Genomic DNA, 26233 nt, shown 5'->3' on the forward strand with positions numbered 1-26233 from the left:
GATCAGCACCGCACGGGGCGACATCCGGATCGCCGAGGCCGGACGCGGCACGGTCGTGCTGCGCACCGAATCCGGCGACATCTCTGTCGCCGCCGGCGGCGTCTCGGCCGCCCTGGACGCCGGCACCGGCCACGGCCGCATCAGCAACGCCCTCAAGAACGACGGCACCACCGAACTCGACATCCGCGCCACCACCTCCCACGGCGACATCACCGCCCACAGCCTGTAGATCCGCAGTCAGTAAATAGGGGGCACCTCTCATGACCAACCTGGCCATCGCGGCGAACGGGCTGCGCAAGTCCTACGGCGACAAGGTCGTGCTCGACGGCGTCGACCTGGCCGTTCCCGAAGGGACGATCTTCTCCCTGCTCGGCCCGAACGGCGCCGGCAAGACCACCGCCGTGAAGATCCTCTCCACCCTCATCTCCGCCGACCCGGGCACCGGTGACATCCACATCGGCGGCCACGACCTGGCCGCCGCCCCCCAGGCGGTGCGCGCCGCGATCGGCGTCACGGGGCAGTTCTCCGCCGTCGACGGCCTGATCACCGGCGAGGAGAACATGCTCCTCATGGCGGACCTGCACCACCTCTCCCGCAGCGAGGGGCGGCGCACCACCGCCGAGCTGCTGGAGCGCTTCGACCTGGTCGAGGCGGCGAAGAAGCCCGCCTCCACCTACTCCGGCGGCATGAAGCGCCGCCTGGACATCGCCATGACCCTGGTCGGCAATCCGCGGATCATCTTCCTCGACGAGCCGACCACCGGCCTCGACCCGCGCTCCCGGCACAACATGTGGCAGATCATCCGGGAGCTGGTCTCCGACGGCGTCACCGTCTTCCTCACCACCCAGTACCTGGATGAGGCGGACGAGCTCGCCGACCGTATCGCCGTGCTCAACGACGGCAGGATCGCCGCCGAGGGCACCGCCGAGGAGCTCAAGCGGCTGATCCCCGGCGGACACGTGCGGCTGCGCTTCGCCGACCCGGCCGCGTACCAGAGTGCCGCCCTCGCCCTGCGGGAGGTCACCCGGGACGACGAGGCACTGACGCTGCAACTCCCCAGCGACGGCAGCCAGCGCGAGCTGCGCTCCATCCTCGACTGGCTGGACTCGGCCGGCATCGAGGCCGACGAGCTGACCGTGCACACCCCCGACCTCGACGACGTCTTCTTCGCCCTGACCGGCCCGGCCAACATCCCCAACCAGCCCAAGGAGAACGTCCGATGAGCTCCTTCTCCCTCGCCGTGCGCGACTCGTCCACGATGCTGCGCCGTAACCTCCTGCACGCCCGGCGCTACCCGTCCCTCACCCTGAACCTGCTGCTCACCCCGGTCATGTTGCTGCTGTTGTTCGTCTACATCTTCGGCGACACCATGAGCGCGGGCATCGGTGGCGGCGGCGCCGACCGCTCCGCATACATCGCCTACCTCGTGCCGGGCCTGCTGCTGATGACCATCGGCAGCACCACGATCGGTACCGCGGTGTCCGTCTCCAACGACATGACTGAGGGCATCATCGCCCGCTTCCGCACGATGGCGATCCACCGCGGGTCCGTGCTCGTCGGGCACGTCGTCGGCAGCGTGCTGCAGTCGATCATGAGTGTGGTCCTCGTGGGGGCCGTCGCCGTGGCCATCGGCTTCCGGTCCACGAACGCCACGGCCCTGGAGTGGGTCGCGGCGTTCGGGCTGCTCGCACTGTTCGCCCTGGCGCTCACCTGGATCGCGGTCGGGATGGGCATGGTCAGCCCGAACGCCGAGGCCGCCAGCAACAACGCGATGCCGCTGATCTTCCTGCCGCTCATCTCCAGCACCTTCGTCCCGGTCGACGCGATGCCGGGCTGGTTCCAGCCGATCGCCGAGTACCAGCCGTTCACGCCGGCCATCGAGACCCTGCGCGGGCTGCTGCTCGGCACCGAGATCGGCGACAACGGATGGCTCGCGATCGCCTGGTGCCTGGCGCTGACCGTCCTCGGCTACCTGTGGTCGAAGTCGGTGTTCAACCGCGACCCGAAGTAGCCGACATGAGCACGCGGGTCCCCTCCCGCAACCCGATCGCGCCCGAGGGCGGCGTACATCGACACCGCGTCGGCGTACGCCGCCCCGTCGGCGTTCTCGGCCATCCGCCGGACCGGCGCTGTCCGCACCCGGCACCGCGGGTCCCCCACCGAATGGACTGCTCCTGCGGCCGGTAGTCCCCCGGCAGAACGGGGGGTTGTCCCCAGTGCGGGGAGGTCGCCGCTTCCCTACCGTTGTGCGCATGACCGGAATGGACGCGCGCGACGCCGATCTGAAGAAGGAACTCAACGCCACCCTGCAGGCCCGCAGGGAACTGGGCGAGGAGTACGAGTCGGCACTGGTCGAATCCTTCCTGGAGAAGGTCGACCAGCGCATCGACGGCGCGATCGGCCGCCGGGTGCGGCGGCAACTGGCCGAGCAGCGGATGGTGGTGGCCCGCGGCGTCCGGTCCCCCCGCGCGACGGATTCCTGGGGCGAGCGCTTCGGCTTCGGCATCGTGTCGCTGGTGGTGGCGATCCCGCTCTCGGCGATCGGCGGCTCCTTCGGAGGAATGTCCGGCCTCGTGGCCGCCTGGTTCGGCATCGTCGGCGTCAACGTGGTCCAGGCCGCCCGCACCAACCCGGCCCTCTTCGCCCGCCGCCGCAAGTCACGGCAGGACGCCGAGTGGGAGGACTGACCCTGCTCGCATTCTGAGGATCGGTCGAAGGAAAAAACGACGACCACCGCAGCCATCAATTGAGCAACCACGAGGGCGAGCACCAGGTCCGCGAGAGCGGCGCCGGCTCAGGCGCAAAAACTGCGCCGGCTCAGGCGCAAAGGGGTGTGCGCGGGGACCGCCGCACCCCCGTGACCGGGGGGCGGGACGACGGCGGTCCCCGCGGGGGACGCGGGCCGGGTCAGGGCCGGGCTTGCGCGTCCGTGGCGTCCATGGAGGTCCGGGAGCCGCTCCGGAGGTCCTTGGCGCCGTTCGCTGCCGGCCGGAGCGGGGAGCCGCTCCCACCCCTGCCGACACCCACTAATGTGCCGGACCCGTGTTAAGCGGGTGCTGCGTGGACGTGACGCGCTCGTACCACTTCCGAGAAGCCGCTCTTCCCGCGCGTCACCGGAAGTTCCCCGGCGACACGCCCGGTTCACCGGACGTTCGCTACTGCTTTCCCCCCTTGGCCAGGAACGCCAGCAGGTCCTGCCGGCTGACCACCCCGGTCGGCTTGCCCTCGACCAGGACGATCGCCGCGTCGGCCGCACCGAGCACCGACATCAGGTCCGCGACCGGCTCACCGGAGCCGACCTGCGGCAGCGGCGGGGACATGTGCTTCTCCAGCGGGTCGTCGAGGGAGGCGTGCTTGGTGAACAGGGCGGCCAGCAGCTCGCGTTCGACGACGGATCCCACGACCTCGGCGGCCATCACGTCCGGGTGGCCCGCGCCCGGCTTGACGATCGGCATCTGCGATACGCCGTACTCGCGCAGCACCTCGATGGCCTGGCCGACGGTTTCGTCGGGGTGCATGTGGACGAGGGAGGGGATGGCGCCCTCCTTGTCCTTGAGCACGTCACCGACGCGCGCACTCGGGCCCGTGTCCTCGAGGAAGCCGTAGTCGGCCATCCACTCGTCGTTGAAGATCTTGCTGAGGTAGCCGCGTCCGCTGTCGGGCAGGAGCACCACCACGACGTCGTCCGGGCCGAGCCGCTCGGCGACCCGCAGGGCGGCGACGACGGCCATGCCGCAGGAGCCGCCCACCAACAGGCCCTCCTCCCGGGCCAGCCGCCGGGTCATCTGGAAGGAGTCCTTGTCGGAGACGGCGACGATCTCGTCGGCGACGGTGGGGTCGTACGCGGTCGGCCAGAAGTCCTCACCGACGCCCTCGACCAGGTACGGGCGCCCGGAGCCGCCGGAGTAGACGGACCCCTCGGGGTCGGCGCCGATGACCTTGACCCGGCCGTCGCTGACGTCCTTCAGGTAGCGGCCGGTGCCGGAGATGGTGCCGCCGGTGCCGACTCCGGCGACGAAGTGGGTGATCTTCCCCTCCGTCTGCTCCCACAGCTCGGGGCCGGTGGAGTGGTAGTGCGACAGGGGGTTGTTGGGGTTGGAGTACTGGTCCGGCTTCCAGGCGCCGGGGGTCTCACGGACGAGCCGGTCGGAGACGTTGTAGTAGGAGTCCGGGTGTTCCGGGGCCACCGCGGTCGGGCACACGACCACCTCGGCGCCGTACGCACGCAGCACGTTGATCTTGTCGGTGGACACCTTGTCCGGGCAGACGAAGATGCACTTGTAGCCCTTCTGCTGGGCCACGATCGCAAGGCCGACGCCCGTGTTGCCGCTGGTCGGCTCCACGATCGTGCCGCCCGGCTTCAGCTCGCCGCTCTGCTCGGCCGCCTCGATCATGCGCAGGGCGATGCGATCCTTGACGGAACCGCCGGGGTTGAAGTACTCGACCTTCGCGAGAACGGTCGCCTGGATGCCGGCGGTCACGCGGTTGAGCCTGACCAGCGGGGTGTTGCCGACCAGGCTGATCATCGAGTCGTGGAATTGCACCGTTGTCTCCGGTTGCTGCACAGGAAGTGGTCGTGATGGTTCCGCCAGCGTAAGCGCTCGTAGCGCCCGGGCGGGTGCGCCGGGCGAAGGAGCCCTCGGGCAGGGGCCGTCCCGGGCGTTCACGCGTCGTTGAGATTGGGCGACAGGGCGTACGGGGCAAGCAGTGGGTGTACGGCTACGAGGAGGTGGCGGCGACGCATGTCGAGCATGTCGAGGGCGAGAGCGGCCCGGCGCATCGCGGCGGGCGCGGCGTACGGCGGTGGCGGTATCGGCCTGGTCGGGGCGGCCGCCGTCGGGCTGCTGGTCGCCGAGGTGCAGTTGGCCAAGCGCCATGTGGGCAACGGACACAGCCCGCATCCACCGAGCGCGGACGGCCTGTACGGACGTGGCTACAGCGCCCTCGGCGAACCACCGCTGAGACTGGTGATGCTCGGCGACTCCACCGCCGCGGGGCAGGGCGTGCACCGTTCCCGGCAGACGCCGGGGGCGCTGCTGGCGTCGGGGCTGGCGGCGGTGGCGGAACGGCCGGTGGAGCTGCGCGTCGTCGCCCTTCCCGGGGCGCAGTCGGACGACCTGGACCGTCAGGTGGCACTGACGCTCGCGGACCAGGACCGGATTCCCGACATCTGCGTCATCATGATCGGCGCGAACGACGTGACGCACCGGATGCCGCCGACGCGGTCCGTGCGGCATCTGTCGGCGGCGGTGCGGCGCCTGCGCACGGCGGGCGCGGAGGTCGTCGTCGGCACGTGTCCCGACCTGGGCACGATCGAGCCGGTGCAGCAGCCGCTGCGGTGGCTGGCCCGCCGGGCCTCCCGGCAGCTGGCCGCGGCCCAGACGATCGGGGTCGTGGAGCAGGGAGGCCGGACCGTGTCGCTGGGCGATCTGCTGGGTCCGGAGTTCGAGGCGAACCCTCGCGAGCTGTTCGGCCCCGACAACTACCACCCCTCGGCGGAGGGGTACGCCACGGCCGCGATGGCGGTCCTGCCGACGGTGTGCGCCGCGCTCGGCCTGTGGCCGGCGGAGGAGGAGCGCCCGGACGCGTCCCGCCGCGAGGGCTTCCTGCCGGTGGCCCGGGCCGCGGCGGAGGCTGCGGACGAGGCGGGCACCGAGGTCACGGCCGCGATGCCGACGGGGCCGCGGGGGCCGTGGGCCCTGCTCAAGCGCCGCCGTCGCCGCCGCCTGCCGACACCGGAGGCGGCCCCTACCACGGCCCCGGAACCATCCCTATGACGCCGGGGGCGTGCCCCGCCCCGGTGTGACGCCGGGGCGGTTCCTCGCCCCGCCGCCCCTACCCGTCCCACGCGGGGTCCCCCAGGCCGGGGCCGCGCCCCGAAAGGGGCGCGGGGAACTGCGACCAGCCACGCACAGCCCGCAGCCGCCGTACCTGCCACCCCACCCGGCTCGCCCGATGTGCGAGCGGCGCAGCCCCGCAACGTTCAGCCCGTCCGGCGTTCGATCCACCGGGCCACAGGCCGAAAACGGGCCCCTGGGGGCGCAGCCACCGGCGACGGCGTGCCCGCCCCCACCCGCACCTTTTCCGGCCGTACCGCCGGAGGCCCAAGCAAGCGCTTAGAAAATTGCGGCCCGAGTCACACGCCCATGCCCGTGACCTCCACGGTACGTACGGGTAACTTCCCCCACAGCCCTGCTCACCCTCGCGCAATGGAGCCGTGATGCCCGAAGCCGTCATCGTCTCGACCGCCCGTTCCCCGATCGGCCGTGCCTTCAAAGGCTCCCTGAAGGACCTCCGCCCGGACGACCTCACCGCCACGATCATCCAGGCCGCCCTCGACAAGGTCCCCGCCCTGGACCCGAAGGACATCGACGACCTGATGCTCGGCTGCGGCCTCCCCGGCGGCGAGCAGGGTCACAACCTCGGCCGTATCGTCGCCGTACAGATGGGGATGGATCACCTCCCCGGCTGCACGATCACCCGGTACTGCTCCTCCTCCCTCCAGACCTCCCGCATGGCCCTGCACGCCATCAAGGCCGGTGAGGGCGACGTCTTCATCTCCGCGGGCGTCGAGATGGTCAGCCGCAGCGTCAAGGGCACCTCCGACGGCCTCCCCGACACCCACAACCCCCTCTTCGCCGACGCCGAGGCCCGTACCGCCGCCGTCGCCGAGTCCGAGGGCGCCGACTGGCACGACCCGCGCGAGGACGGCCTGCTCCCCGACCCGTACATCGCGATGGGTCAGACCGCCGAGAACCTCGCCCGGCTGAAGGGCGTCACCCGCGAGGAGATGGACGAGTTCGGCGTCCGCTCGCAGAACCTCGCCGAGCAGGCCATCGCCAAGGGCTTCTGGGAGCGCGAGATCATCCCGGTGACCCTCCCGGACGGCACGGTCGTCAGCAAGGACGACGGGCCGCGCCCCGGGGTGACCCTGGAGGGCGTCGCCGGCCTCAAGCCCGTCTTCCGCCCCGACGGCCGGGTCACCGCCGGCAACTGCTGCCCCCTCAACGACGGCGCCGCCGCCCTGGTCATCATGAGCGACACCAAGGCCCGGGAGCTGGGGCTCACGCCGCTCGCGCGGATCGTCTCGACGGGTGTGTCCGGCCTGTCGCCGGAGATCATGGGCTACGGCCCCGTCGAGGCCAGCAAGCAGGCCCTCAGGCGCGCCGGTCTCACCATCGACGACATCGACCTCGTCGAGATCAACGAGGCCTTCGCCGCCCAGGTGATCCCGTCCTACCGCGACCTGAACATCCCGCTGGAGAAGCTGAACGTCAACGGCGGTGCCATCGCCGTCGGCCACCCCTTCGGCATGACCGGCGCCCGCATCACCACCACCCTGATCAACTCCCTGCAGTGGCACGACAAGCAGTTCGGCCTGGAGACGATGTGCGTCGGCGGCGGCCAGGGCATGGCCATGGTCATCGAGCGCCTCAGCTGACCCTCCGCCCGCGCCACCCGCGCGACGGCCCGGAGCTCCGCCGCTCCCAGAATCCGGCAGAGCTTCGGGCCGATTTGTAACCCAATCTCCCCCAGGATGTGACCTATCTCCCTCGGCGAGGGATTTCCGCAGGTCACAGCAGTTCCTCTGGTAAACATTGAGGGCAACCTCATGTCCGTTTCGTGACGTTACGCACTGACAGCTGGTTAGTCCACCCTTCAAGCTGATGTAGGAAGTCGGGGGCCGACCTTGAACCAGGAGTACGTCAGTGAGCGCCATGCCGATAGCTCTGCTGCTCACCACCGCCGCGACCGCGGGCGTGGGCGTCGCCGTCCTGTGCAGCGTGCGGGCGCTGCGCCGGCAGGTCGCGGCCCTGCACGCAGAACTCGCCGAGAGCCGTGCCGTGCAGGCGCGCGGGCTGGTGCCCGCCGCCCGCACCGCCGCCGACGCGGAGGAGATACGCGCCGCCGTGGCCGAGGCGCTCGCGGAGGAACGGGAGCGGGAGCTGGCCGAGGCGCGCGCCTTCTGGGCGGCCCAGGAGGCCCGGGACATCGCTGACGCCCCCACCCTGTTCGGACTGCCCGACAACGAGCTGTTCCTGCCCCGTCCGGCGGACTTCGCGGGCCTGGAGCACGACAGCCTGGAACCGGTGACCGAGGCCGGCGCCGACGAGACCGAGTTTCCCGGGGACTCCCCCGAACTGGCCGCCGCCCGCCGCCGTCACCCCTCGCACCCCGACTTCGTCCCGGCCCCGTCGCCCGTCACGGGCGACCACGAACGCACGGTCGCCTGTCTGGAGAGGCTGGCCGACGCCGGCACCGAACTCGCCGACGTCCGCCCGGGTCCGCTGGGCACCCTGGACGTGTACGTCTTCGCGGACGGTACGACGCTGTGCATGACCCCTGGCCACCGCGAGACCGCGGAGCGCCTGGCCGCGGCCCTGACCGCCGGCCACACCCCGGTCCTGCTCGGCGGCTCGGGTGTCTCGGGCGCCTACGCCCTCACGTTCGCGTGCGGCGAGGAGACCGTCTACGTCCTCGCGGACCGCGTCATCGCGTCCCTGTAGTCACGCCACGACGCCCTCATGCCGTCACAGCACGGGGCCGCGCCGGGGAGCGGGAATCGGCCGCCCCACCCCGGCGCGATCCGGCGCCTGCTCGACCCCGGCCCGTCTTGGCGCTCCTCACACCCCGGCGCGCTTCTGCGCCTCCCCCACCAGCGCCACGGCCTCGGCGAGTTCCCTCTCGTCCCGCAGGACGACGGCAAGATCATGCCCGGCGACCGTGATCTGGTCGGCGGCCGCGAACATGCCCGCGTCCGGCATCTCCCGCGGCTCGGCCGAAGGGTCCTCCAGAAGCTGGGCGCGACGCGCCAACTCCCTGGCGAGCGCGAGCGCTTCGGCCGCCGCGCCCCGTTGCAGCCGGCTCTGCGGAGCGGCCCGCAACCGGTCGGCGAAGTGATCCACGGCCCGGGTCAAAGGCGTCGTATCAAGCACGCGGCGAGCGTACGCGTCACGGCAGCACTGTTGCCAACAGGCGAACGCTCAGGCACGGTGACCTGAAGGACCGGCTTCATCGAGTGCGTCCGGAGGCGCCGATGTCCCAAGTCTTCTCCGAGGAGACCCATCGCAATCTGCTCGCCCGCATCCCCCACTGCACCGGTCGTGAAGTGTCCGACTGGCTGCGAACCGTCGACGAAGGCCCCGCTCTCTGCTTCGAGGAGAAGGTCAGCTGGCTCCGGCACGAGCACAATCTCGCGTACGGCCATGCGAAAGCGATCATCCACGAGTACGACCTGAGGAGGGCCGCGCGCAAGCTCATGTGAGCCGCGCACAGTGAAAGGGCCCGTGAACCACGGTTCACGGGCCCTTCAAAGCGCCGGGAGTGCCAGGAGCACCAGGAGCGCCAAGCAGCGACTAGTCGTTGCTACTGAAGATCGCAACGAGCCGCAGCATCTCCACGTAGATCCACACCAGGGTCATGGTCAGGCCGAACGCCGCCAGCCAGGCCTCCTCGCGCGGCGCCCCGTACGCGATCCCGTCCTCGATCTGCTTGAAGTCGAGGGTCAGGAAGAACGCGCCGAGCAGGATCGCGACGACACCGACCAGTGCGCCCAGCGGGCCCATGCTGCGCAGCCCGCCGTCCGGCGCGACGCCGAACGCGACCAGCAGCAGGTTGACCGCCATGGTCAGCACGAAGGCGATGGCGATGGCCATGCCGATCCGGGCGTACCGCGCGGTGACGCGGATCCAGCCGGCCTTGTAGACGAGCAGGGTCGCGCCCGAGACCGCGATCGTGCCGAGCACGGCCTGGAACGGTGCGCCGTGCCACTGCGCGTTGTACATCTCGCTGATGACGCCGAGGAAGACGCCTTCGAAGGCGGCGTATCCCAGGATCAGCGCGGGCGACGGCGTGCGCTTGAAGGACTGCACCATCGCCAGGACGAACGCGACCAGCGCGGAACCGAACGCGAGGCCGAAGCTGGTGGACGAGACCGGCAGCAGCGCCCAGGCGAGAATCGCGCCGACGGCGACCGTGCCGAGCGTCATCGCCGAGCGCATGACGACGTCGTCCATCGTCATGCGGCCGGGGGCGGCCGGGGCCTGCGGCGGGGCGCCGTACTGCGTCTGCTGTCCGTACGGGTTCTGCGCGTAGGGGTTCTGCGCGTAGGGGTTGCCGCCCGCGTGAGGGTTCTGCGCGTACGGGTTGCCCTGCGTGCCGACGGCGGCTCCCCCGGCCTGCGGCGCGGTGTTGAAGCCCGCGTAGCCGTTGTCGCGGCTGAACCCCCGTCGCGAGAAGACCGGGTTGCTGCTCCTCATTTCACTCCTCCATGACCACCCTGCGTGGCCTTGGCTCAAGAGTAATAGACAGGCAAAGAATTGGCCGTACTGCTTGAGGAGGATCTTCCCCTCCTCATCGCAGGCAACACGCTACGCGCTGGTGTGATTCCCGGCGAGGATCCGTCTCATCCATGACGAAGCCGGTACAGAGTCGAGACCGGCCACTGATCATTCCGGGCGAACGACCAAGGCCTTCTTCGCCCGGACGGGTGACGCCATCCGCGTCGCCCGTGACGTCGGCCGGCAGGCGTCATCCCCCGGACGTCATCCCAGCGGGAAGCCCGTATACCCGTCCGCGAGGTCGGTCTCGGCGGCGCGCGAGGTGGTGAGTCGCTCCAGCCGGGCCAGTTGGATGCGGTCGTCGAACGGCGTGGCGTCCGGGGCGCGGTGCAGCAGCGTGGTCATCTCGTACGAGAACCGCTCGGCCTGCCAGACGCGACGCAGACAGGTCTCGGAGTAGGCGTCGAGCAGCTCGCCGGAGCCCGTCTCCTGCTGGTGCGTCAGCGCCCGCGCGAAGGTGACGACGTCGCCGACGGCGAGGTTGAGCCCCTTGGCGCCGGTGGGCGGCACGATATGGGCGGCGTCCCCGGCGAGGAAGAGCCGGCCGTGGCGCATCGGCTCGTGGACGTAACTGCGCATGGGGGTCACCGACTTGGAGGTGATGGGACCCCGGGCGAGCGTCCAACCGTCGGCGGTCTCGAAGCGGCGCTCCAGCTCGTCCCAGATCTCCTCGTCGGCCCAGTCCTCGGCATCCGTGCCCTCGGGTACCTGGAGGTAGAGCCGGGAGACGGACGGGGAGCGCATGCTCAGCAGGGCGAAGCCGCGGTCGTGGCGGGCGTAGACGAGTTCGTCGTGCGAGGGTGCGACATCGGCGAGGATGCCGAGCCAGCCGAACGGGTACGTACGTTCGAAGACGCGGGACAGTCCGGCGGGAACCGCCTTACGGGACACGCCCCAGAAGCCGTCACACCCGACGACGTATTCGCACTCCAGGACGTCCTCGCTCCCCTCGTACCGGAAGCGCACCCGCGGGCCGTCGCCGTCGGCGCCCTCGACGGCGAGCGCCTCGGCCTCGAACAGCAGCGGGCCGCCCTCCTTGAGCTGGAGCGCGATGAGGTCCTTGCAGACCTCGGTCTGCGCGTACACCATCACGGAGCGGCCGCCGGTGAGCGCGGGGAAGTCGACGCGGTGGCGGCGGCGCGCGAAACGCAGCTCGATCCCGTCGTGCCGCAGCCCCTCACGGTCCATGCGCTCGCCCGCCCCGGCGGCCCGCAGCACGTCGACGGACCCCTGCTCCAGGATCCCCGCCCGCTGGCGCCGCTCGACGTAGACACGGTCGCGGGCCTCCAGCACGACGGAGCCGATGCCGGCGTTGTGCAGCAGCCGCGCGAGCAGCAGCCCGGCGGGTCCCGCTCCGATGATGCCGACGGTGGTACGCATCCGGACGCCCCTTCGCGCTCGTATGAGTGATCGTTTGTTCGCAAGGTGAAAATTAATTCACAATTTCGATGGGAAGAGTCTCCGACCGGACCGCCCCCCTGTCAACGACCGCCCCTCCCCTGTTCCTCGTGGCACAGCTCGCCCATCGCTGGGGCACCCGGTACACGGCCGGCGGAAAGGCCATCTGGACCGAGCAGGAACTGACCTGAGCCGGGCAACCGCCGTTCGGCTCATCAGCAGTGGTGGGCCGGTCCGGCAGCGCCCAAGGTGGAGCTGGCGGGGACATGGGCAGGGAGCCGAGGCCGGGAGGACGCGCGTGGTACTCGATGAGGTCCAGCTGCTCAAGGCTGGGGAGCAGCGGCTGGAGGACATCTTCCGTGCGAGTCCGGCCGGCGAGATCCCGAGGGGTCCGCTGGAGGGCACGGCGATCCTGCCGTGGGCCGGAACGGTGGGAGCCCGGTTCCTCGCCGTGTTCGTGAGCCTCGGCCTGTGGCGGGGCAAGGTCTTCAGTCCGGACGGCCATCTGAGCAACCGGTTGACGCCGCTGGACGTGCTCGCCGTCGTCGCCAGGGTCGGAGTGGGGCCGAGCCGGCTGGACGGCGAGGACTGCATCGTCATCGACTACTCGCGGACGTCCCTGCTGGCCATGGGCGTACGGGACGAGGTGCGCCAGGTGGCCCCGAACCTGTACCTGGGCCTCGTCTGGCTGTTCGGCCACATCGTCGGCTGGTTCTCGCTGCGGCTGCCGGGAGCACAGACCACGAAGCCCGCGACCCACCTCGACGAGACGTTTCTCTGACGCCGGTCGAGGCCCCACCACTCGCCGTCGGTCGCTCTCCGGCAGCGGGCCGTTGCCCGGTCCCCGGTAGATGAGGTCCTCGCGGCCGTCGCCGCTGAGGTCGTCAGGGAAGTGCCCGGAGCCGGACTCGAACCGGCACGCCCGCGAAGGGGCAGCGAGGTTTAAGCTCGCCGTGTCTGCATTCCACCATCCGGGCAGGCCTGGGCTCCGCATCGAGCGCTCCGAGCCTATCGGGGCGCATCCCCCGAACAGCGGGCCCGGGACGCGATGTTGTCTTATTTTATTGACGTCTGAGGGAGCATCAGCACCCGGTACGGGCCATCCGCACTTGCCAATAGCCTTTCGGGGAAGCACGGCCGTCGTATGCGAAATGACGGAATTTCACCGCCCTGAAGGAGGGGCGATGAAGCGATTCCACTTCGGGTGATCAACCGCTTTCCACGGTCGGCGGCTCAGGGGACCGTGTCATCCCCAGGTATGACGCGGGCCGTGGCGGTCCGACCGAAGGCTGCCTCGGGAACCGGAACAGCGGCTGACTCCACGGCGGCGACGCGCCGCGACGATGGGACACGTCCTCTTCACCGTCGCCTTCCCGACAGGAGCCGCTTCCGTGACCAGCACCTCCCTCGCCGACCGGACCACCGCGGTGGCCGCCCGCGCCACGGACCTGTCGAAGGTCTACGGCCAGGGCGAGACCCAGGTGGTGGCCCTGGACCGGGTCACCGTCGACTTCCAGCAGGCCCGGTTCACGGCGATCATGGGGCCTTCGGGCTCCGGCAAGTCGACGCTGATGCACTGCGTCGCCGGGCTCGACTCCTTCTCCTCGGGTTCCGTGCGCATCGGTGACGTCGAGCTGGGAGCGCTGAAGGACAAGCAGCTCACCAAGTTGCGGCGGGACAAGATCGGGTTCATCTTCCAGGCGTTCAACCTGCTGCCGACGCTGACCGCGCTCGAGAACATCACCCTTCCGATGGACATCGCGGGCCGTAAGCCGGACAAGCAGTGGCTGGACACCGTGATCCGGATGGTCGGCCTGTCGGACCGGCTGAGCCACCGGCCCGCACAGCTGTCCGGTGGTCAGCAGCAGCGCGTGGCGGTGGCACGGGCGCTCGCGTCCAAGCCGGACATCATCTTCGGCGACGAGCCCACCGGGAACCTGGATTCCCGGTCGGGCGCCGAGGTGCTGGGCTTTCTGCGCAACTCCGTACGGGAGTTGGGGCAGACGGTGGTGATGGTCACCCATGACCCGGTGGCGGCGGCGTACGCGGACCGGGTGATCTTCCTGGCGGACGGGCGGATCGTGGACGAACTGCACGGACCGAGCGCGGAGGGGGTGCTGGACCGCATGAAGCGGTTCGACGCGAAGGGCCGCACCAGCTGACCCTGCCGCGCCCCACTCCGGGGCTCCCGCTCCGGGGCTCCCCCCTCGACCCGTGATCGGCCTGCGGCCTCCCCAGACCCCCGATCGGCCTGCGGCCTCGTCCTGGAACTCCCCCGAGCTCTGCGAGCAGGGGCCCAGGACGGGCTGAACCACCAGCAACCAAGCCCTGGACAGACACATGTTCCGTACCGCCCTGCGCAACGTGCTCGCGCACAAGGCCAGGCTGCTCATGACCGTGCTCGCCGTGATGCTCGGCGTGGCGTTCGTGTCGGGCACCCTGGTGTTCACCAACACCATCTCCAACGCCTACCAGAAGAGCTCCGCCAAGGGCTTCGGCCATGTGGACGTGGCCATCCAGCCCGAGGGCCGCAACGACACCGGCGACACCGTCGGCAAGGAGCCGAAGCTGGCACAGGCGCTGCTCGGCAAGGTCGCCGAGGTGCGCGGTGCGGACAGTGCCGTCGGGGTCGTCAGCGGCTTCACCGCCGTCGCCGGCAAGGACGGCAAGCTCATCGGCAGCGGCTTCCAGTCCCAGGGCGGGAACTACTGGGGCGACAAGGACCCGCGGTACCCGCTCGTCAGCGGGCACGCGCCGAAGGGGCAGGACGAGGTCCTCATCGACTCCCACACCGCGCAGCGCGCCGGCTTCAAGGTCGGGGACACCGTGCGGCTCTCCATCGACGGTCCCGTGCTGACGCCGAGGATCGCCGGCATCTTCACCACCGAAGACGGCAACGTCGCCGCCGGAGGCAGCCTCGCCCTCTTCGACACGGCCACCGCCCAGCGGCTGTTCCACAAGGCCGGCGCGTACGACGAGATCGATGTGAAGGCCGCCCCGGGCACCAGCCAGACGACGCTGCAGGACGCGGTCGACGCCATCGTGCCCAAGGACGTCGCCTCCACCACCACCGGCAAGCAGCTCGCCGACGACCAGGCCACGCGGATCGCCGACCAGACGAGCAGCCTGCGCAGCTCGCTGCTGGTCTTCGCGGGCATCGCGCTGTTCGTCGGCACGTTCATCATCGCCAACACCTTCACGATGCTGGTCGCCCAGCGCACCAAGGAGCTGGCGCTGCTGCGGGCGGTCGGCGCCTCCCGCCGTCAGGTCACCCGGTCCGTGCTCATCGAGGCGTTCGTGGTCGGCGCGGTCGCGGCCGTCACCGGGCTCGTCGCCGGCATCGGCATCGGCGCGGGCCTGCGGTCCCTGATGGGCAGGCTCGGCGGCAGCGTTCCGGACGGGCCGCTCGTCATCTCCCCGGGCACGGTCGCCACCGCCCTCGCCGTCGGCGTCCTGATCACGATGCTGGCCGCCTGGCTGCCCGGCCGCCGCGCCGCGAAGATCCCCCCGGTCGCCGCGATGAGCAGCGTCCACGCGAAGGCCACTACCAAGTCCCTGGTCCTGCGGAACACGCTGGGCGCCCTGCTGGCCGCCGGCGGCGTCCTCACGGTTCTGTACGCCACCACGCTGGACAACACCTCGGACGCCCAGGCCCCGATGGGCCTCGGCGCGGCCCTCCTGGTCGTCGGCGTCTTCGTCCTCACGCCGCTGCTGTCCCGCCCGCTGATCGCGGCCGCCGCTCCCGTCCTGCGCGTCTTCGGTGTCGCGGGCAGGCTGGCCCGGCAGAACTCGGTGCGCAATCCGCGCCGTACCGCGGCCACCGCCTCCGCCCTGATGGTGGGCCTGACCCTGATCACCGGTCTGACCGTGATGGCGGGCAGTCTGCAGACCGCGATCGACAAGATGGCGTCCTCCGCGATCAAGGCGGACTACGTGGTGTCCATGGCGAACCGCTACCCGCTCTCTCCCGCCGTCGAGAAGACCCTGAAGTCGACCGAAGGCGTCACCGCGACCAGCCCGCTGCGCAACGCTCCTTCCCGAATCGACGGACAGACCGAGTACCTGTCCGGCGTGAACGGCGCCACGATCGGCGAGCTGACGGATCTGAAGCTCGACGAGGGCACCTTCAGGGTCGGCGGCACCCAGGTCGTCGTCGACGACGACACCGCCACGTCCCACCACTGGACGGCCGGGTCCCGGTTCACGGTGTCGTACGAGGACGGCAGGAAGCAGCAGCTGACGATCGCCGGCGTCTACCAGGGCACCGCGATGATGCGCGGCATCATGCTGGACAACGCCACGCTCTCCCCGCACCAGAGCGACCCGTCCGACATGCAGGTGATGGTGAAGACGTCCGGCGGCGCCTCCTCCTCGGCCAAGGACCGGCTGGTGAAGGCCCTCGGCGACAACCCGGCCATCGAGGTGCAGGACAAGAAGGACATCTCCAACAGCGTCGCGCAGGTCTTCACGCTGATGCTGAACATCCTCTACGGCCTGCTCGGCATGGCGGTGATCGTCGCCGTCCTCGGTGTCATCAACACCCTCGCCATGTCCGTCTTCGAGCGTGCGCAGGAGATCGGGATGCTCCGCGCGATCGGCCTGGACCGCAAGGGCATCAAGCGGATGGTCCGTCTGGAGTCCCTCGTCATCTCGCTGTTCGGCGGGGTGCTCGGCATCGGGCTCGGTGTGTTCTTCGGCTGGGCGGCCGGTGAACTGCTCGGCACCAAGATGGCGACGTACGAACTGGTCCTGCCCTGGGCCCGGATGACCCTGTTCCTCCTGCTGGCGGCGGTGGTCGGCGTCCTGGCCGCGCTGTGGCCGGCCCGGCGCGCGGCGCGTCTGAACATGCTGACGGCGATCAAGTCGGAGTAGCGGTATGTGCGCCGGGGCGGCCCCGTTCCGCGCCGGAACGGGGCCCCTTCGTCGTACTGGCGGGACTCACGCGCCCCAGGTGCGCGCCCGCAGCGGCATCCCGGACGCGCCCGAGTCCGGTGTCCGCACCGCGAGGACCTGGTTGACGCCGATGCGGTTGTGTTCGAAGGCGAGGGCGGAGGCCGCCATGTACAGGCGCCAGACGCGGGCCCGGCCGGGGCTGGTGAGCGCTTGCGCACGCACCCACTCGGCCTCCAGGTTGGCGACCCAGCGGCGCAGGGTGAGGCCGTAGTGCTCGCGCAGCGACTCCACGTCGCGGACCTCGAACCCGGCGCGCTCCAGCTGGGTCACCGTGGTGCCGATGGGCGCCAGTTCGCCGTCGGGGAAGACGTAGGCGTCGATGAACGCGTCGACGGAGTACGCGGACTCGTCCTGCTCGGGGCGCCGGGCGATCTGGTGGTTGAGCAGCCGCCCGCCGGGCTTGAGCAGGGCGTGCAGAGCGCGGGCGTACTCCAGGTATCTCTCCGCCCCGACGTGTTCCGCCATGCCGATGGAGGAGATGGCGTCGTAGGGGCCGTCGGCGACGTCGCGGTAGTCCTGCACCCGGATCTCGACGCGGTCGGTGAGGCCCTCGTCGGCGGCCCGCTTGCGGGCGTAGGCGGCCTGCTCCTGGGAGAGGGTGACGCCGACGACGCTCACACCGTGCTCGCGGGCGGCGTGGATGGCCATGGAGCCCCAGCCGCAGCCGACGTCGAGGAGGCGCTGACCGGGCTTCAGGTCGAGCTTGCGGCAGACCAGTTCCAGCTTGTCGCGCTGGGCGTTCTCGAGGGTGTCGTCCGGCGACTCCCAGTAGGCGCAGGAGTACACCATGGACGGGCCGAGGACGATCTCGTAGAAGTCGTTGCCGACGTCGTAGTGGTGGCTGATGGCGCGTTTGTCGGTGCGCCGGGTGTGCAGGTGGCCGCGGACCCGGCGGGCCTCCTCACGGGGCGGCGCGGGCGGCGGGAAGGGCCCGGCCAGCTTCACGAGCCCGCGGACGGCGGCGCGGACGTCAGGGTCGCGGAGCGCCTGGGTGAGGGTGCGGGCGTCCTCTCCGCGTTCCCAGATCAGGCCGGCCATGAGGTCGAGGACCGTGTACAGGTCGCCGTCGATGCCCAGGTCCCCGGCGACCCAGGCGCGGGCCAGGCCCAGTTCGCCCGGCTTCCACAGCAGGCGGCGCAGGGCGCGGCGGTTGCGCACGACGAGGGCGGGAGCGCCCGGAGGCCCTGCCTCGGAGCCGTCCCAGGCGCGGACGCGCACGGGGAGCGGGGCTCCCACGATCTGTTCGACGAGGCTCTTCAACCGCGGCGCGGCGTCTGCCATGGTGCACACCTCCGTGACGGGGGATCCCGGAATGTCCGACACCACGTAAACACCTGCGGGGCTCGGCCGCAGTCCCCCGTTGGCGTTACGGCTGTGCAAAATGCCTGCGCACACCACGGAAGGAGTGCGGGCCCGGCTACGCCGAAGGGGCCGCCCGCACCACGGATGGCGGGCGGCCCCTTCGGGCGCTGTCGGTGACCGGGGGTCAGGAGGCCTTGGCCTTCTCCTCCGACTTGAGCGCGGCGGCGACCGGGGCCGGCTTGGCGGCCTCGTAGAACTCCTCGCGCGGGGACTCGATCGCGCCGAGCGAGACGACCTCGCGCTTGAGGAACATGGCGAGTGTCCAGTCCGCGAAGACGCGGATCTTCCGGTTCCAGGTGGGCATGGCCAGACCGTGGTAGCCACGGTGCATGTACCAGGCGAGGCGGCCCTTGAGCTTGATCTTCATCTTGCCCATGACGATCATCGCGACGCCCTTGTGCAGGCCGAGGCCCGCGACCGCGCCCTTGTTGGCGTGGCTGTACTCCTTCTGCGGGAAGCCCCGCATACCGGAGACCACGTTGTCGCCGAGGACCTTGGCCTGGCGCAGCGCGTGCTGGGCGTTGGGCGGGCACCAGGCGTTCTCCACACCGGCCTTGCGGGCGGCGAGGTCGGGCACCTGGGCGTTGTCACCGGCGGCCCAGATGTAGTCCGTGCCCTTGACCTGGAGCGTGGGCTCGCAGTCGACGTGACCGCGCGGGCCGAGCGGCAGGCCGTAGCGGGCGAGCGCCGGGTTGGGCTTGACGCCGGCGGTCCACACGATGGTGTTGGAGTCGACCTCGAGGCCGTTCTTGAGCACCACGTGGCCGTCGACGCAGGACTCCATGGAGGTGGACAGGTAGACCTCGACGCCGCGGCCCTCGAGGTGCTCCTTGCCGTACTGGCCGAGCTTGGGGCCGACCTCGGGGAGGATCTTGTCGGCGGCGTCGACGAGGATGAAGCGCATGTCCTCGCGGGACACGTTCTTGTAGTACTTGGCCGCGTCCCGGGCCATGTCCTCGACCTCGCCGATGGTCTCGGCACCGGCGAAGCCACCGCCGATGAAGACGAAGGTGAGCGCCTTGCGGCGGATCTCCTCGTCGGTCGTGGAGTCGGCCTTGTCGAGCTGCTCGAGGACGTGGTTGCGCAGGCCGATGGACTCCTCGATGCCCTTCATGCCGATGCCCTGCTCGGCGAGGCCGGGGATCGGGAAGGTGCGGGAGACCGCGCCGAGCGCGATGACCAGGTAGTCGAAGGGCAGCTCGTACGCCTCGCCGACCAGCGGGGCGATCGTGGCGACCTTGCGGTCCTGGTCGATGGTGGTGACCCGGCCGGTGAGGACCTCCGCCTTCGGCAGCACGCGTCGCAGCGGGACGACGACGTGCCGGGGGGAGATGCTGCCGGCGGCGGCTTCGGGGAGGAAGGGCTGGTAGGTCATGTACGAGCGCGGGTCGACGACCGTGACGGTCGCCTCGCCGTAGCGCATCTTCTTCAGAATGCGACGAGCTGCGTACAGGCCTACGTACCCACCGCCTACTACGAGGATCCTGGGACGCTCCGTGGTGCTCATGCCATCGAGTATCCACCCGCCTCAGGGGGGTGGCTCGTGCGCCCCTTCACAAGCATGGTTGGGGTGTCTGCTACACTACGCCGCCCACGTGACCCAGGTCATGGCGCCGAGTGGTGGGCTCCGGGGGGAACTGTCCGTTGTCAAGGCCGCGTGAGCTGCCCTTCCGGGTTCCGCAGCGCCCCACCGAGACCCCGCGCAGGGCCTCTCGAGCCCCCTCGGGACACCCTTCGGCGCGCTCGTGCGAGCAGCCTCGGAGTCCCGATGAGCCACACGGACGGCCCAACGTCCGCGAATCGTCGCCCAGCAGGGGCGTTTCTCTTGTGAAGAACTTCACGAAGTTTTCCGGCGGCGTGTCGACCAGGGGCCGGGGAGGCCCCTGGGGCGGCGCTCATACGTTACCCAACCTGCTCAAGAGAGGCTACCGGCGGGTAGGAAAATCTCGGTATGAGGACGCGTGCACCCCGCCGCCTCCCGCCCCTCCAGGCCGATGCGGCGCGCTGCCGCGCGCCCGGGAACCCCGTCACCGCCTCCCGGCCCCGCCGGGCGACAAGGCCGGCCGCGCTGCGGCGCCCGGCCCGGAGCCGTCCCCTGGGGTCGCGTTCAGGGGGCGGCGGTGGTTACGCGATCGACCAGGCGATGCCGTCGAGGATGTCGTGTTCGCTGACCACGACCTCCGTCGTGTCGGTCCGTTCCATGATCGCCAGCAGTACGAGGGCGCCCGCGCCGATGACGTCCACGCGGCCCGGGTGCATCGACGGGATCGCCGCGCGCTCGGCGTGGGTGGAGTGGAGCAGCGCACTTGTGATCTCCCGAACCCGGTCGCGGGAGATCCGGGAGTGGTGGATCCGCGTCGAGTCGTACTCCGGGAGGTCCTGGGCGATCGCCGAGACCGTGGTGACCGACCCCGCGAGGCCCACCAGCGTGTGCGCCTCCCGCAGCGGAACCGTCTGCTCCGCCAGGTCCAGCGCCGCCTCGATGTCGGACCGTATGGCCGCGATCTGCTCCTCGGTCGGCGGGTCGGCGACCACCCCGTCCCGCACGAGGTGCCGCTCGGTCATACGGACGCAGCCGATGTCCACGGACCGTGCGGCGCGCACGTGCCCGTCGCCGACGACGAACTCCGTGGAGCCGCCGCCGATGTCCACCACCAGGAAGGGCGTGGCCAGATCCGTACGGCCCATCAGCTCCCGGGTCGCCCCCGTGAAGGAGAACTCCGCCTCCTGGTCGCCCGAGATGACCTCCGGTTCGACGCCGAGGATGTCCGCCACCCCCCGGACGAACTCGTCCCGGTTCTCCGCGTCCCGGGTGGCGGACGTGGCGACGAACCGGATCCGCTCGGCGCCGTGCTTCTTGATGACCTCGGCGTACTCCCGGCAGGCGGTGAACGTGCGCTCCAGGGCCTCGGGCGCCAGACGTCCGGTGCGGTCCACGCCCTGCCCCAGCCGGACGATGGTCATCCGCCGGTCCAGGTCGACCAGTTCACCCGTGGCGCCCGCGCCGGAGGCGCTGTCGGACACAGTGGCGTCCGCGACCAGGAGCCGGATGGAGTTCGTACCGCAGTCGATGGCGGCGACCCGTGTCACTTGCCGTCCTCCTCGGAAACCTCGGCCTCCACACACGACCCCTTGCGCCACCACTCCGGCAGCATCGCGATCGCCTCGTCGCCGAGCGGGTTGACGCCCGGTCCTGCGGCCAGGGAGTGCGCCACGAGGACGTGCAGGCACTTCACCCGGTCCGGCATGCCGCCCGCGCTGGGGAAGCCCTCCAGGACCTCGATGGCGTCACGGCGGGAGATGTAGTCCTCGTGCGCGGCGCGGTAGGCGGCGGCCAGTTCCGGGTCCGTGGCCAGCCGCTCCGTCATCTCCTTCATGACGCCGTCTGCCTCCAGCGTGCCGATCGCGGAGGCCGCCTTCGGGCACGTCAGGTAGTACGTCGTCGGGAACGGGGTGCCGTCGGGGAGCCGCGGCGCCGTCTCCACGACGTCCGGCTGCCCGCAGGGACACCGGTGCGCGATCGCGCGCAGCCCACGCGGGGGGCGCCCGAGCTGCTGCTTGACGGCCTCGACGTCCGCGTCCGTCGGCTCGGTGCGCGGGGTGGGCGGCGGAGGGGTTTCCATGGCTCTCTTTCAGACAGTCTTTCTCATGGGTGCGTCAGGTCCGTCGGGATGCGTCCGGGTGCGTGACGGGCGCGTCAGGGCGCGGTGCGCTCACCGGCCGGACCGTCGGCCCTGTCCGCCGCGTCGGCCCTGTCCACCCCGTCCCAGAGGCCGGCGTACCAGGGGCGTACGGCCGTGCTCCGGTCCGCGCGCGACGGCTTGACCGCGTCCGGGTCGATCACGATGTAGCCGGTCTCCCCCGGCATCACATAGTGCAGCCGCTGGCGGATCTGCTGCTCCGCGTAGGCGTCGTCCTGCCAGCGCGCCTTCAGGTCACGCAGCTGTTCGACGCGCTTGCGGGCCTCCTCCTGCTGCCGCTCCAGGTCGGCGATCTCGCCGCGCTGGGAGACGTACTGCCGCATCGGGTAGGCCAGTGCCACGATCAGCGAGCACAGGACGAGGGCGAGGAGCGCGGCCCGGCCGGTGAGCCGGGAGCGGCGGGCCTGGCGCCGGGTCTGGGAGCGGTAGACCCGGGCGGCCGTCTGCTCGCCGAGCAGCCTGAGCCTGGTCGCGGTGGAGAACCGGTCGCGGTCCTTCCCGGCCATGTCTCCCGCCTCCCCTTCACACGCGCGTACGTCCCCGCACACGGTACGGGACCGAGTACGGGGACGTACGTACGACCGGCCAAGCCTTGCCCGGGCTTGCCCCAGCGGCTTGCCTCGTCTCAGCCCTTGAAGCGCGGGAAGGCCGAGCGGCCGGCGTACACCGCGGCGTCGTCGAGGATCTCCTCGATGCGCAGCAGCTGGTTGTACTTGGCGACGCGCTCGGAGCGGGCCGGGGCGCCGGTCTTGATCTGGCCACAGTTGGTGGCGACGGCCAGGTCGGCGATGGTGACGTCCTCGGTCTCGCCGGAGCGGTGGGACATCATGCACTTGAAGCCGTTGCGCTGGGCCAGCTCGACGGCGTCCAGGGTCTCGGTCAGCGAGCCGATCTGGTTGACCTTGACCAGCAGGGCGTTGGCCGCGCCCTCCTCGATACCACGGGCCAGGCGCTCGGGGTTGGTGACGAACAGGTCGTCGCCGACCAGCTGGACCTTGTCGCCGAGCTTGTCGGTGATGACCTTCCAGCCGGCCCAGTCGTCCTCGAACAGCGGGTCCTCGATGGAGACGAGCGGATAGGCCGCGACGAGCTCCTCGTAGTACTCCGTCATCTCGGCGGCGGAGCGCTCCTTGCCCTCGAAGAGGTACTTGCCGTCCTTGTAGAACTCGGAGGCGGCCACGTCGAGCGCGAGGGCGATCTGCTGGCCGGGGGCGTAACCGGCCTCCTTGATGGCCTCCAGGATGAGGTCGAGGGCCTCACGGTTGGAGCCGAGGTTCGGGGCGAAGCCGCCCTCGTCGCCGAGGCCGGTGGCCAGGCCCTTGCTCTTCAGGACCTTCTTCAACGTGTGGTAGACCTCGGTGCCCCAGCGCAGCGCCTCGGAGAAGGACTCCGCGCCGATCGGGGCGATCATGAACTCCTGGATGTCCACGTTGGAGTCGGCGTGCGAGCCGCCGTTGAGGATGTTCATCATCGGCACCGGCAGCAGGTGCGCGTTCGGGCCGCCCAGGTAGCGGAACAGGGGCAGGTCGCTGGCCTCGGAGGCGGCGTGGGCGACGGCGAGGGAGACGCCGAGGATCGCGTTGGCGCCGAGGGAGCCCTTGTTGTCGGTGGCGTCCAGGTCCATCATCGCCTGGTCGATCAGGCGCTGTTCGGTGGCGTCGTAGCCGACCAGCTCCGGGCCGATCTGCTCGATGACGGCGAGAACGGCCTTCTCGACGCCCTTGCCCTGGTAGCGGTTGGGGTCACCGTCGCGGAGCTCGATGGCCTCGAAGGCGCCGGTGGAGGCGCCGGACGGAACGGCGGCACGACCCGTGCTGCCGTCGTCGAGGCCGACCTCGACCTCGACCGTGGGGTTGCCTCGGGAGTCCAGGATTTCCCGGGCTACGACGACGTCGATGGACGGCACGAGCATCTCCTTCTTGGATGTGACGCTGGAAGTGCGGGGCTGTCTGCCTTGCGGCTGTGCCTTGCGACTAGAGCCTAACCGCCCCGGGCTGTCGGCCGGCCTACCGACCGTCCCGTGGACAGGGTGACGGTACACATTGTTCCTGCCCGGAACAAAGGGCTGGGGAAAGGTCGGGTGAAATCCGCACGGCCGGACAGCGAACGGGCCGGACAGCGAAGAGGCGTGACAGCGAACGGGCGGGACAGCGAACAGGGCGGACAGCAAAAACCCCGCTCCGGCGCGCACGGGGGAACACGCACCGGAGCGGGGAGCCCGTGGGGACGGGGGTGGGCCCTCACGCGACCCCCGCGGTGGGGGTCACGCCTGGCAGGGGCCTGCGGCCCGGCTACCGGGTGGCTGTCACTTCAGGTGCAGCTGCTGGCCCGGGTAGATCAGGTCGGCGTCCTGGACGATGTCCTTGTTCAGGTCGAAGAGCTTCGTCCAGCCGCCCTGGACGTGGTGGGTCGCGGCGATCGAGCTGAGGGTGTCGCCCTTGACCACCTTGTACTCGCCGTCGCCCTTCTTGACCTTCTGGCCGGTCGGGGTGGTGACGGTCTTCTGCGGAGCCGGGCGCTGCGCGGAGCGGTTGGCCGCCTGCCGCTCGGTCGAGCGGGTGGTGGTGCTCTTCGTGGTGGTGCTCTTCGCGCCGCTCGAGGAGCCCGTGGCCGCGGAACCGTTGTACGCGGCGCTGGTCAGGCCCTTGCCGCACACCGGCCAGGCGCCCTTGCCCTGGCCCGCGAGGACCTTCTCGGCGACGGCTATCTGCTGGCCCTCGGTGGCCAGGTCGGCGCGGGAGGCGTAGGCGGTGCCGCCGTACGCGGCCCAGGTGGAGTTCGTGAACTGCAGACCGCCGTAGAAGCCGTTGCCGGTGTTGATGTGCCAGTTGCCGCCGGACTCGCACTGGGCGACGGCGTCCCACTGGGCGGCGGTGGCCGCGGAGGCGTTCCCGGCCGCGAGGAGCGGGCCGGCGATGGCAGCGCCGGCGACACCGGCGAGCGCGATGGCACGGGTGGCCTTGGACGGGCGGCGGTGCTTACCGTTGCCGGAACACAGCATGGTTCATTCCCCTCACCGACGCCTGCGAGGTGAGCTGTCGGGTTCGGGCCGGTTGAGTTGCCCGGCCGTGCCCCTTGCGGAACACGGCTTCACCCCGAGCCGCTTCCGGTCAACTCCCGGATGCGGCGCCTACCTTGGGTCCCCCGCTCCTGCCTACGGCGCTTGACGCGACGACTGTTCCCGTACGGCCGCTGGCAGGATTCGGCGTTGCGACCGCCGGGGCTCGCTGTGGCGAGCGATCACGACCGTAAGCAGTCGATCGCCGGAATTTCAAAGACGATCAGGGCTTATGAGACCCATATCTCACTTTCACCAAACAGGACATTCAGCGCGAAGTGGGTCGTCAACTTCCGCCACGGAAGGGGCAGTTCAGGACGAGTCGCCGGTCGGGTCGGCGCCGAGCGCAAGGCTCTGACCGGGGAGGATGAGGTTCGGGTCGGCGCCGACCGTCTGCCTGTTCGCCTCGTACAGCGCCGTCCATCCGCCGCTGAGGTCAAGGGAGTCGGCGATGGACGACAGATTGTCCCCGGGGCGGACGGTGTACGAACCGTCGACGGCGTCACGCGCGTCCGTGGTGCCGCGCGAGGCGTGCCGGCCGGACACGTCCGACGTACGGCCGTCCGCCGCACTCTCGTCGGCGCCGTCGCCGCGATGACGACCGGCGCTCGAGGTCTCGGGCGAACTCGCCCCGGACGAGGCATCGTCCTGTGTCGACTTGTCCGACCCATCGCTCTTCGTCGTGGCCGCCGGAGCACCACCGGACCCCTGTGCGCTGTTGGCGGCGTCGGCGGTCGACGCCCCGAACGAGGGTGAGGACGAGGAGGACGAAGGGGACGAAGAGGATGAAGAAGGCGACGGAGTGGTCGACGCAGATGATCCGGACGAGTCGGACAGACCGGAGTCAAGACCGGACCCGAGACCGGAATCGGAGGACGATCCGCCGTCGGACGACGAGTCCCCGGCGACACCCGTGTCGACACCGGCGGAGCCGGAGTCCTTGCTCAGACCGTTCAGCAGGCCGCAGGTGCCCCAGACCCCCACGCCCCGGGCCGCCAGGACCTTCTCGGCGACGGCGATCTGCTGCGAGCGGCTCGCCTGGTCGGGGCTCGGCGCGTAGTCGAGACCGCCGTACCTGTCCCAGTCGTCCTGCGTCAACTGCAGCCCGCCGTAGTGACCGTTGCCGGTGTCCGCGCTCCATGAGCCGCCGCTGACGCACTCCGCGACCTGGTCCCAGGTGACGCCGGTGGCCGCGCTCGCGCCGGTGGCGCCGAGCAGCGGAATCGCGATCGCTGATCCGGTCACCCCTGCCGCGACGAGGAGAGCCGGAGCCTGACGGGGGCGACGGTGACGACCGTTCCCGGAGAGCATGCGGTTGCCTTTCACACGACAGCATCGACCGACGCGACGGCCGTGGCGTGCGGACCGCCGCGTTGCTGCGTGAACGTATCCGCACTGGATCGCTTGTCACAAGTTAATGC

The 26233-nt window shown here is 70.5% G+C and carries 23 protein-coding genes, 1 tRNA gene and 1 riboswitch; of the genes, 11 read left to right on the top strand and 13 right to left on the bottom strand.

What is annotated here, in order from left to right:
* From ACZ7L1_RS10460 to ACZ7L1_RS10475, 4 genes are all read left to right on the top strand, one after another.
* A partial coding sequence (locus ACZ7L1_RS10460) for a DUF4097 family beta strand repeat-containing protein (protein WP_471435929.1) occupies positions 1–229 on the top strand: 229 nt, incomplete at its 5' end.
* A gap of 31 nt (positions 230–260) precedes the next feature.
* Complete coding sequence (locus ACZ7L1_RS10465) at positions 261–1223, top strand: ATP-binding cassette domain-containing protein (protein ID WP_471435931.1); 963 nt, start codon at positions 261–263, stop codon at positions 1221–1223.
* Positions 1220–2011, top strand: a complete 792-nt coding sequence (locus ACZ7L1_RS10470) for an ABC transporter permease (protein ID WP_471435932.1) — start codon at positions 1220–1222, stop codon at positions 2009–2011. The genes ACZ7L1_RS10465 and ACZ7L1_RS10470 overlap by 4 nt, the downstream gene beginning before the upstream one ends.
* Positions 2012–2261: 250 nt before the next feature.
* Entirely contained in the window at positions 2262–2687 is a 426-nt protein-coding gene (locus ACZ7L1_RS10475) for a hypothetical protein (protein WP_471436391.1), read from the top strand.
* Positions 2688–3155: 468 nt separating this feature from the next.
* On the opposite strand, the gene ACZ7L1_RS10480 is transcribed toward ACZ7L1_RS10475, so the two are convergent.
* The gene (locus ACZ7L1_RS10480) at positions 3156–4544 is read right to left on the bottom strand and encodes a cystathionine beta-synthase (RefSeq protein WP_471435933.1); all 1389 of its coding nucleotides are present in this window, start codon (positions 4542–4544) and stop codon (positions 3156–3158) included.
* Positions 4545–4742: 198 nt separating this feature from the next.
* On the opposite strand from ACZ7L1_RS10480, the gene ACZ7L1_RS10485 reads away from it, so the two are divergent.
* The 3 genes from ACZ7L1_RS10485 (at position 4743) to ACZ7L1_RS10495 (ending at position 8507) form a co-directional block, all read left to right on the top strand.
* The gene (locus ACZ7L1_RS10485) at positions 4743–5777 is read left to right on the top strand and encodes an SGNH/GDSL hydrolase family protein (protein WP_471435935.1); all 1035 of its coding nucleotides are present in this window, start codon (positions 4743–4745) and stop codon (positions 5775–5777) included.
* 443 nt (positions 5778–6220) lie between these two features.
* On the top strand, positions 6221–7441 hold the full coding sequence (locus ACZ7L1_RS10490; RefSeq protein WP_471435936.1) for an acetyl-CoA C-acetyltransferase: 1221 nt from the start codon (positions 6221–6223) through the stop codon (positions 7439–7441).
* 268 nt (positions 7442–7709) lie between these two features.
* Positions 7710–8507, top strand: a complete 798-nt coding sequence (locus ACZ7L1_RS10495) for a hypothetical protein (protein WP_471435938.1) — start codon at positions 7710–7712, stop codon at positions 8505–8507.
* 117 nt (positions 8508–8624) lie between these two features.
* Here the strand turns inward: ACZ7L1_RS10495 and ACZ7L1_RS10500 are convergent, their stop codons facing one another.
* Positions 8625–8936: a hypothetical protein gene (locus tag ACZ7L1_RS10500; protein ID WP_471435940.1), complete on the bottom strand. Its 312-nt coding sequence runs from the start codon at positions 8934–8936 to the stop codon at positions 8625–8627.
* A gap of 101 nt (positions 8937–9037) precedes the next feature.
* Here ACZ7L1_RS10500 and ACZ7L1_RS10505 point away from each other — a divergent pair, with 101 nt between their 5' ends.
* Positions 9038–9265, top strand: coding sequence for a DUF4287 domain-containing protein (locus tag ACZ7L1_RS10505; protein WP_200420627.1), 228 nt, complete (start codon positions 9038–9040; stop codon positions 9263–9265).
* 91 nt (positions 9266–9356) lie between these two features.
* On the opposite strand, the gene ACZ7L1_RS10510 is transcribed toward ACZ7L1_RS10505, so the two are convergent.
* Together ACZ7L1_RS10510 and ACZ7L1_RS10515 are read right to left on the bottom strand one after the other, a co-directional pair.
* The gene (locus ACZ7L1_RS10510) at positions 9357–10259 is read right to left on the bottom strand and encodes a Bax inhibitor-1/YccA family protein (RefSeq protein ID WP_471435942.1); all 903 of its coding nucleotides are present in this window, start codon (positions 10257–10259) and stop codon (positions 9357–9359) included.
* Positions 10260–10544: 285 nt separating this feature from the next.
* Positions 10545–11720 carry a 4-hydroxybenzoate 3-monooxygenase gene (locus ACZ7L1_RS10515; RefSeq protein ID WP_471435944.1) on the bottom strand — a complete coding sequence of 392 codons (1176 nt, stop codon included), beginning with the start codon at positions 11718–11720 and terminating at the stop codon, positions 10545–10547.
* Between the two features lie 316 nt (positions 11721–12036).
* On the opposite strand from ACZ7L1_RS10515, the gene ACZ7L1_RS10520 reads away from it, so the two are divergent.
* Positions 12037–12519, top strand: coding sequence for a hypothetical protein (locus ACZ7L1_RS10520; protein WP_471435946.1), 483 nt, complete (start codon positions 12037–12039; stop codon positions 12517–12519).
* A 112-nt stretch (positions 12520–12631) separates the two neighbouring features.
* Here ACZ7L1_RS10520 and ACZ7L1_RS10525 read toward each other — a convergent pair.
* Positions 12632–12715 (bottom strand) — tRNA-Leu (locus ACZ7L1_RS10525).
* 366 nt (positions 12716–13081) lie between these two features.
* Between ACZ7L1_RS10525 and ACZ7L1_RS10530 the strand changes: the two genes are divergently transcribed.
* Together ACZ7L1_RS10530 and ACZ7L1_RS10535 are read left to right on the top strand one after the other, a co-directional pair.
* Entirely contained in the window at positions 13082–13900 is an 819-nt protein-coding gene (locus ACZ7L1_RS10530) for an ABC transporter ATP-binding protein (protein ID WP_471435948.1), read from the top strand.
* A gap of 178 nt (positions 13901–14078) precedes the next feature.
* Positions 14079–16610, top strand: coding sequence for an ABC transporter permease (locus ACZ7L1_RS10535; RefSeq protein WP_471435949.1), 2532 nt, complete (start codon positions 14079–14081; stop codon positions 16608–16610).
* A 66-nt stretch (positions 16611–16676) separates the two neighbouring features.
* On the opposite strand, the gene ACZ7L1_RS10540 is transcribed toward ACZ7L1_RS10535, so the two are convergent.
* The 8 genes from ACZ7L1_RS10540 to ACZ7L1_RS10575 all read right to left on the bottom strand — a co-directional run bounded on the left by ACZ7L1_RS10540 (position 16677) and on the right by ACZ7L1_RS10575 (position 26123).
* Positions 16677–17972 (bottom strand): class I SAM-dependent methyltransferase, encoded by a 1296-nt coding sequence (locus ACZ7L1_RS10540; protein WP_471435951.1) that lies wholly within the window; start codon positions 17970–17972, stop codon positions 16677–16679.
* 205 nt (positions 17973–18177) lie between these two features.
* A complete protein-coding gene (locus ACZ7L1_RS10545) occupies positions 18178–19560 on the bottom strand; it encodes an NAD(P)/FAD-dependent oxidoreductase (RefSeq protein ID WP_471435952.1) in 1383 nt (460 codons plus the stop codon).
* Positions 19561–20177: 617 nt separating this feature from the next.
* Positions 20178–21143, bottom strand: a complete 966-nt coding sequence (locus ACZ7L1_RS10550; RefSeq protein ID WP_471435953.1) for a Ppx/GppA phosphatase family protein — start codon at positions 21141–21143, stop codon at positions 20178–20180.
* Complete coding sequence (locus ACZ7L1_RS10555; RefSeq protein WP_471435955.1) at positions 21140–21676, bottom strand: DUF501 domain-containing protein; 537 nt, start codon at positions 21674–21676, stop codon at positions 21140–21142. Before ACZ7L1_RS10555 ends, ACZ7L1_RS10550 begins: the two co-directional genes overlap by 4 nt.
* Before the next feature lie 74 nt (positions 21677–21750).
* Positions 21751–22260: an FtsB family cell division protein gene (locus tag ACZ7L1_RS10560; RefSeq protein WP_471435956.1), complete on the bottom strand. Its 510-nt coding sequence runs from the start codon at positions 22258–22260 to the stop codon at positions 21751–21753.
* 119 nt (positions 22261–22379) lie between these two features.
* Positions 22380–23666, bottom strand: coding sequence for a phosphopyruvate hydratase (gene eno, locus ACZ7L1_RS10565; RefSeq protein ID WP_200420638.1), 1287 nt, complete (start codon positions 23664–23666; stop codon positions 22380–22382).
* Between the two features lie 393 nt (positions 23667–24059).
* On the bottom strand, positions 24060–24755 hold the full coding sequence (locus tag ACZ7L1_RS10570; protein ID WP_471435957.1) for a transglycosylase family protein: 696 nt from the start codon (positions 24753–24755) through the stop codon (positions 24060–24062).
* Between the two features lie 4 nt (positions 24756–24759).
* Positions 24760–24926, bottom strand: a riboswitch (cyclic di-AMP (ydaO/yuaA leader).
* A 198-nt stretch (positions 24927–25124) separates the two neighbouring features.
* Positions 25125–26123: a LysM peptidoglycan-binding domain-containing protein gene (locus tag ACZ7L1_RS10575; protein ID WP_471435958.1), complete on the bottom strand. Its 999-nt coding sequence runs from the start codon at positions 26121–26123 to the stop codon at positions 25125–25127.
* Between the last annotated feature and the right edge of the window lie 110 nt (positions 26124–26233).

The sequence above is a fragment of the Streptomyces sp. NPDC107546 genome (genome assembly GCF_055639175.1).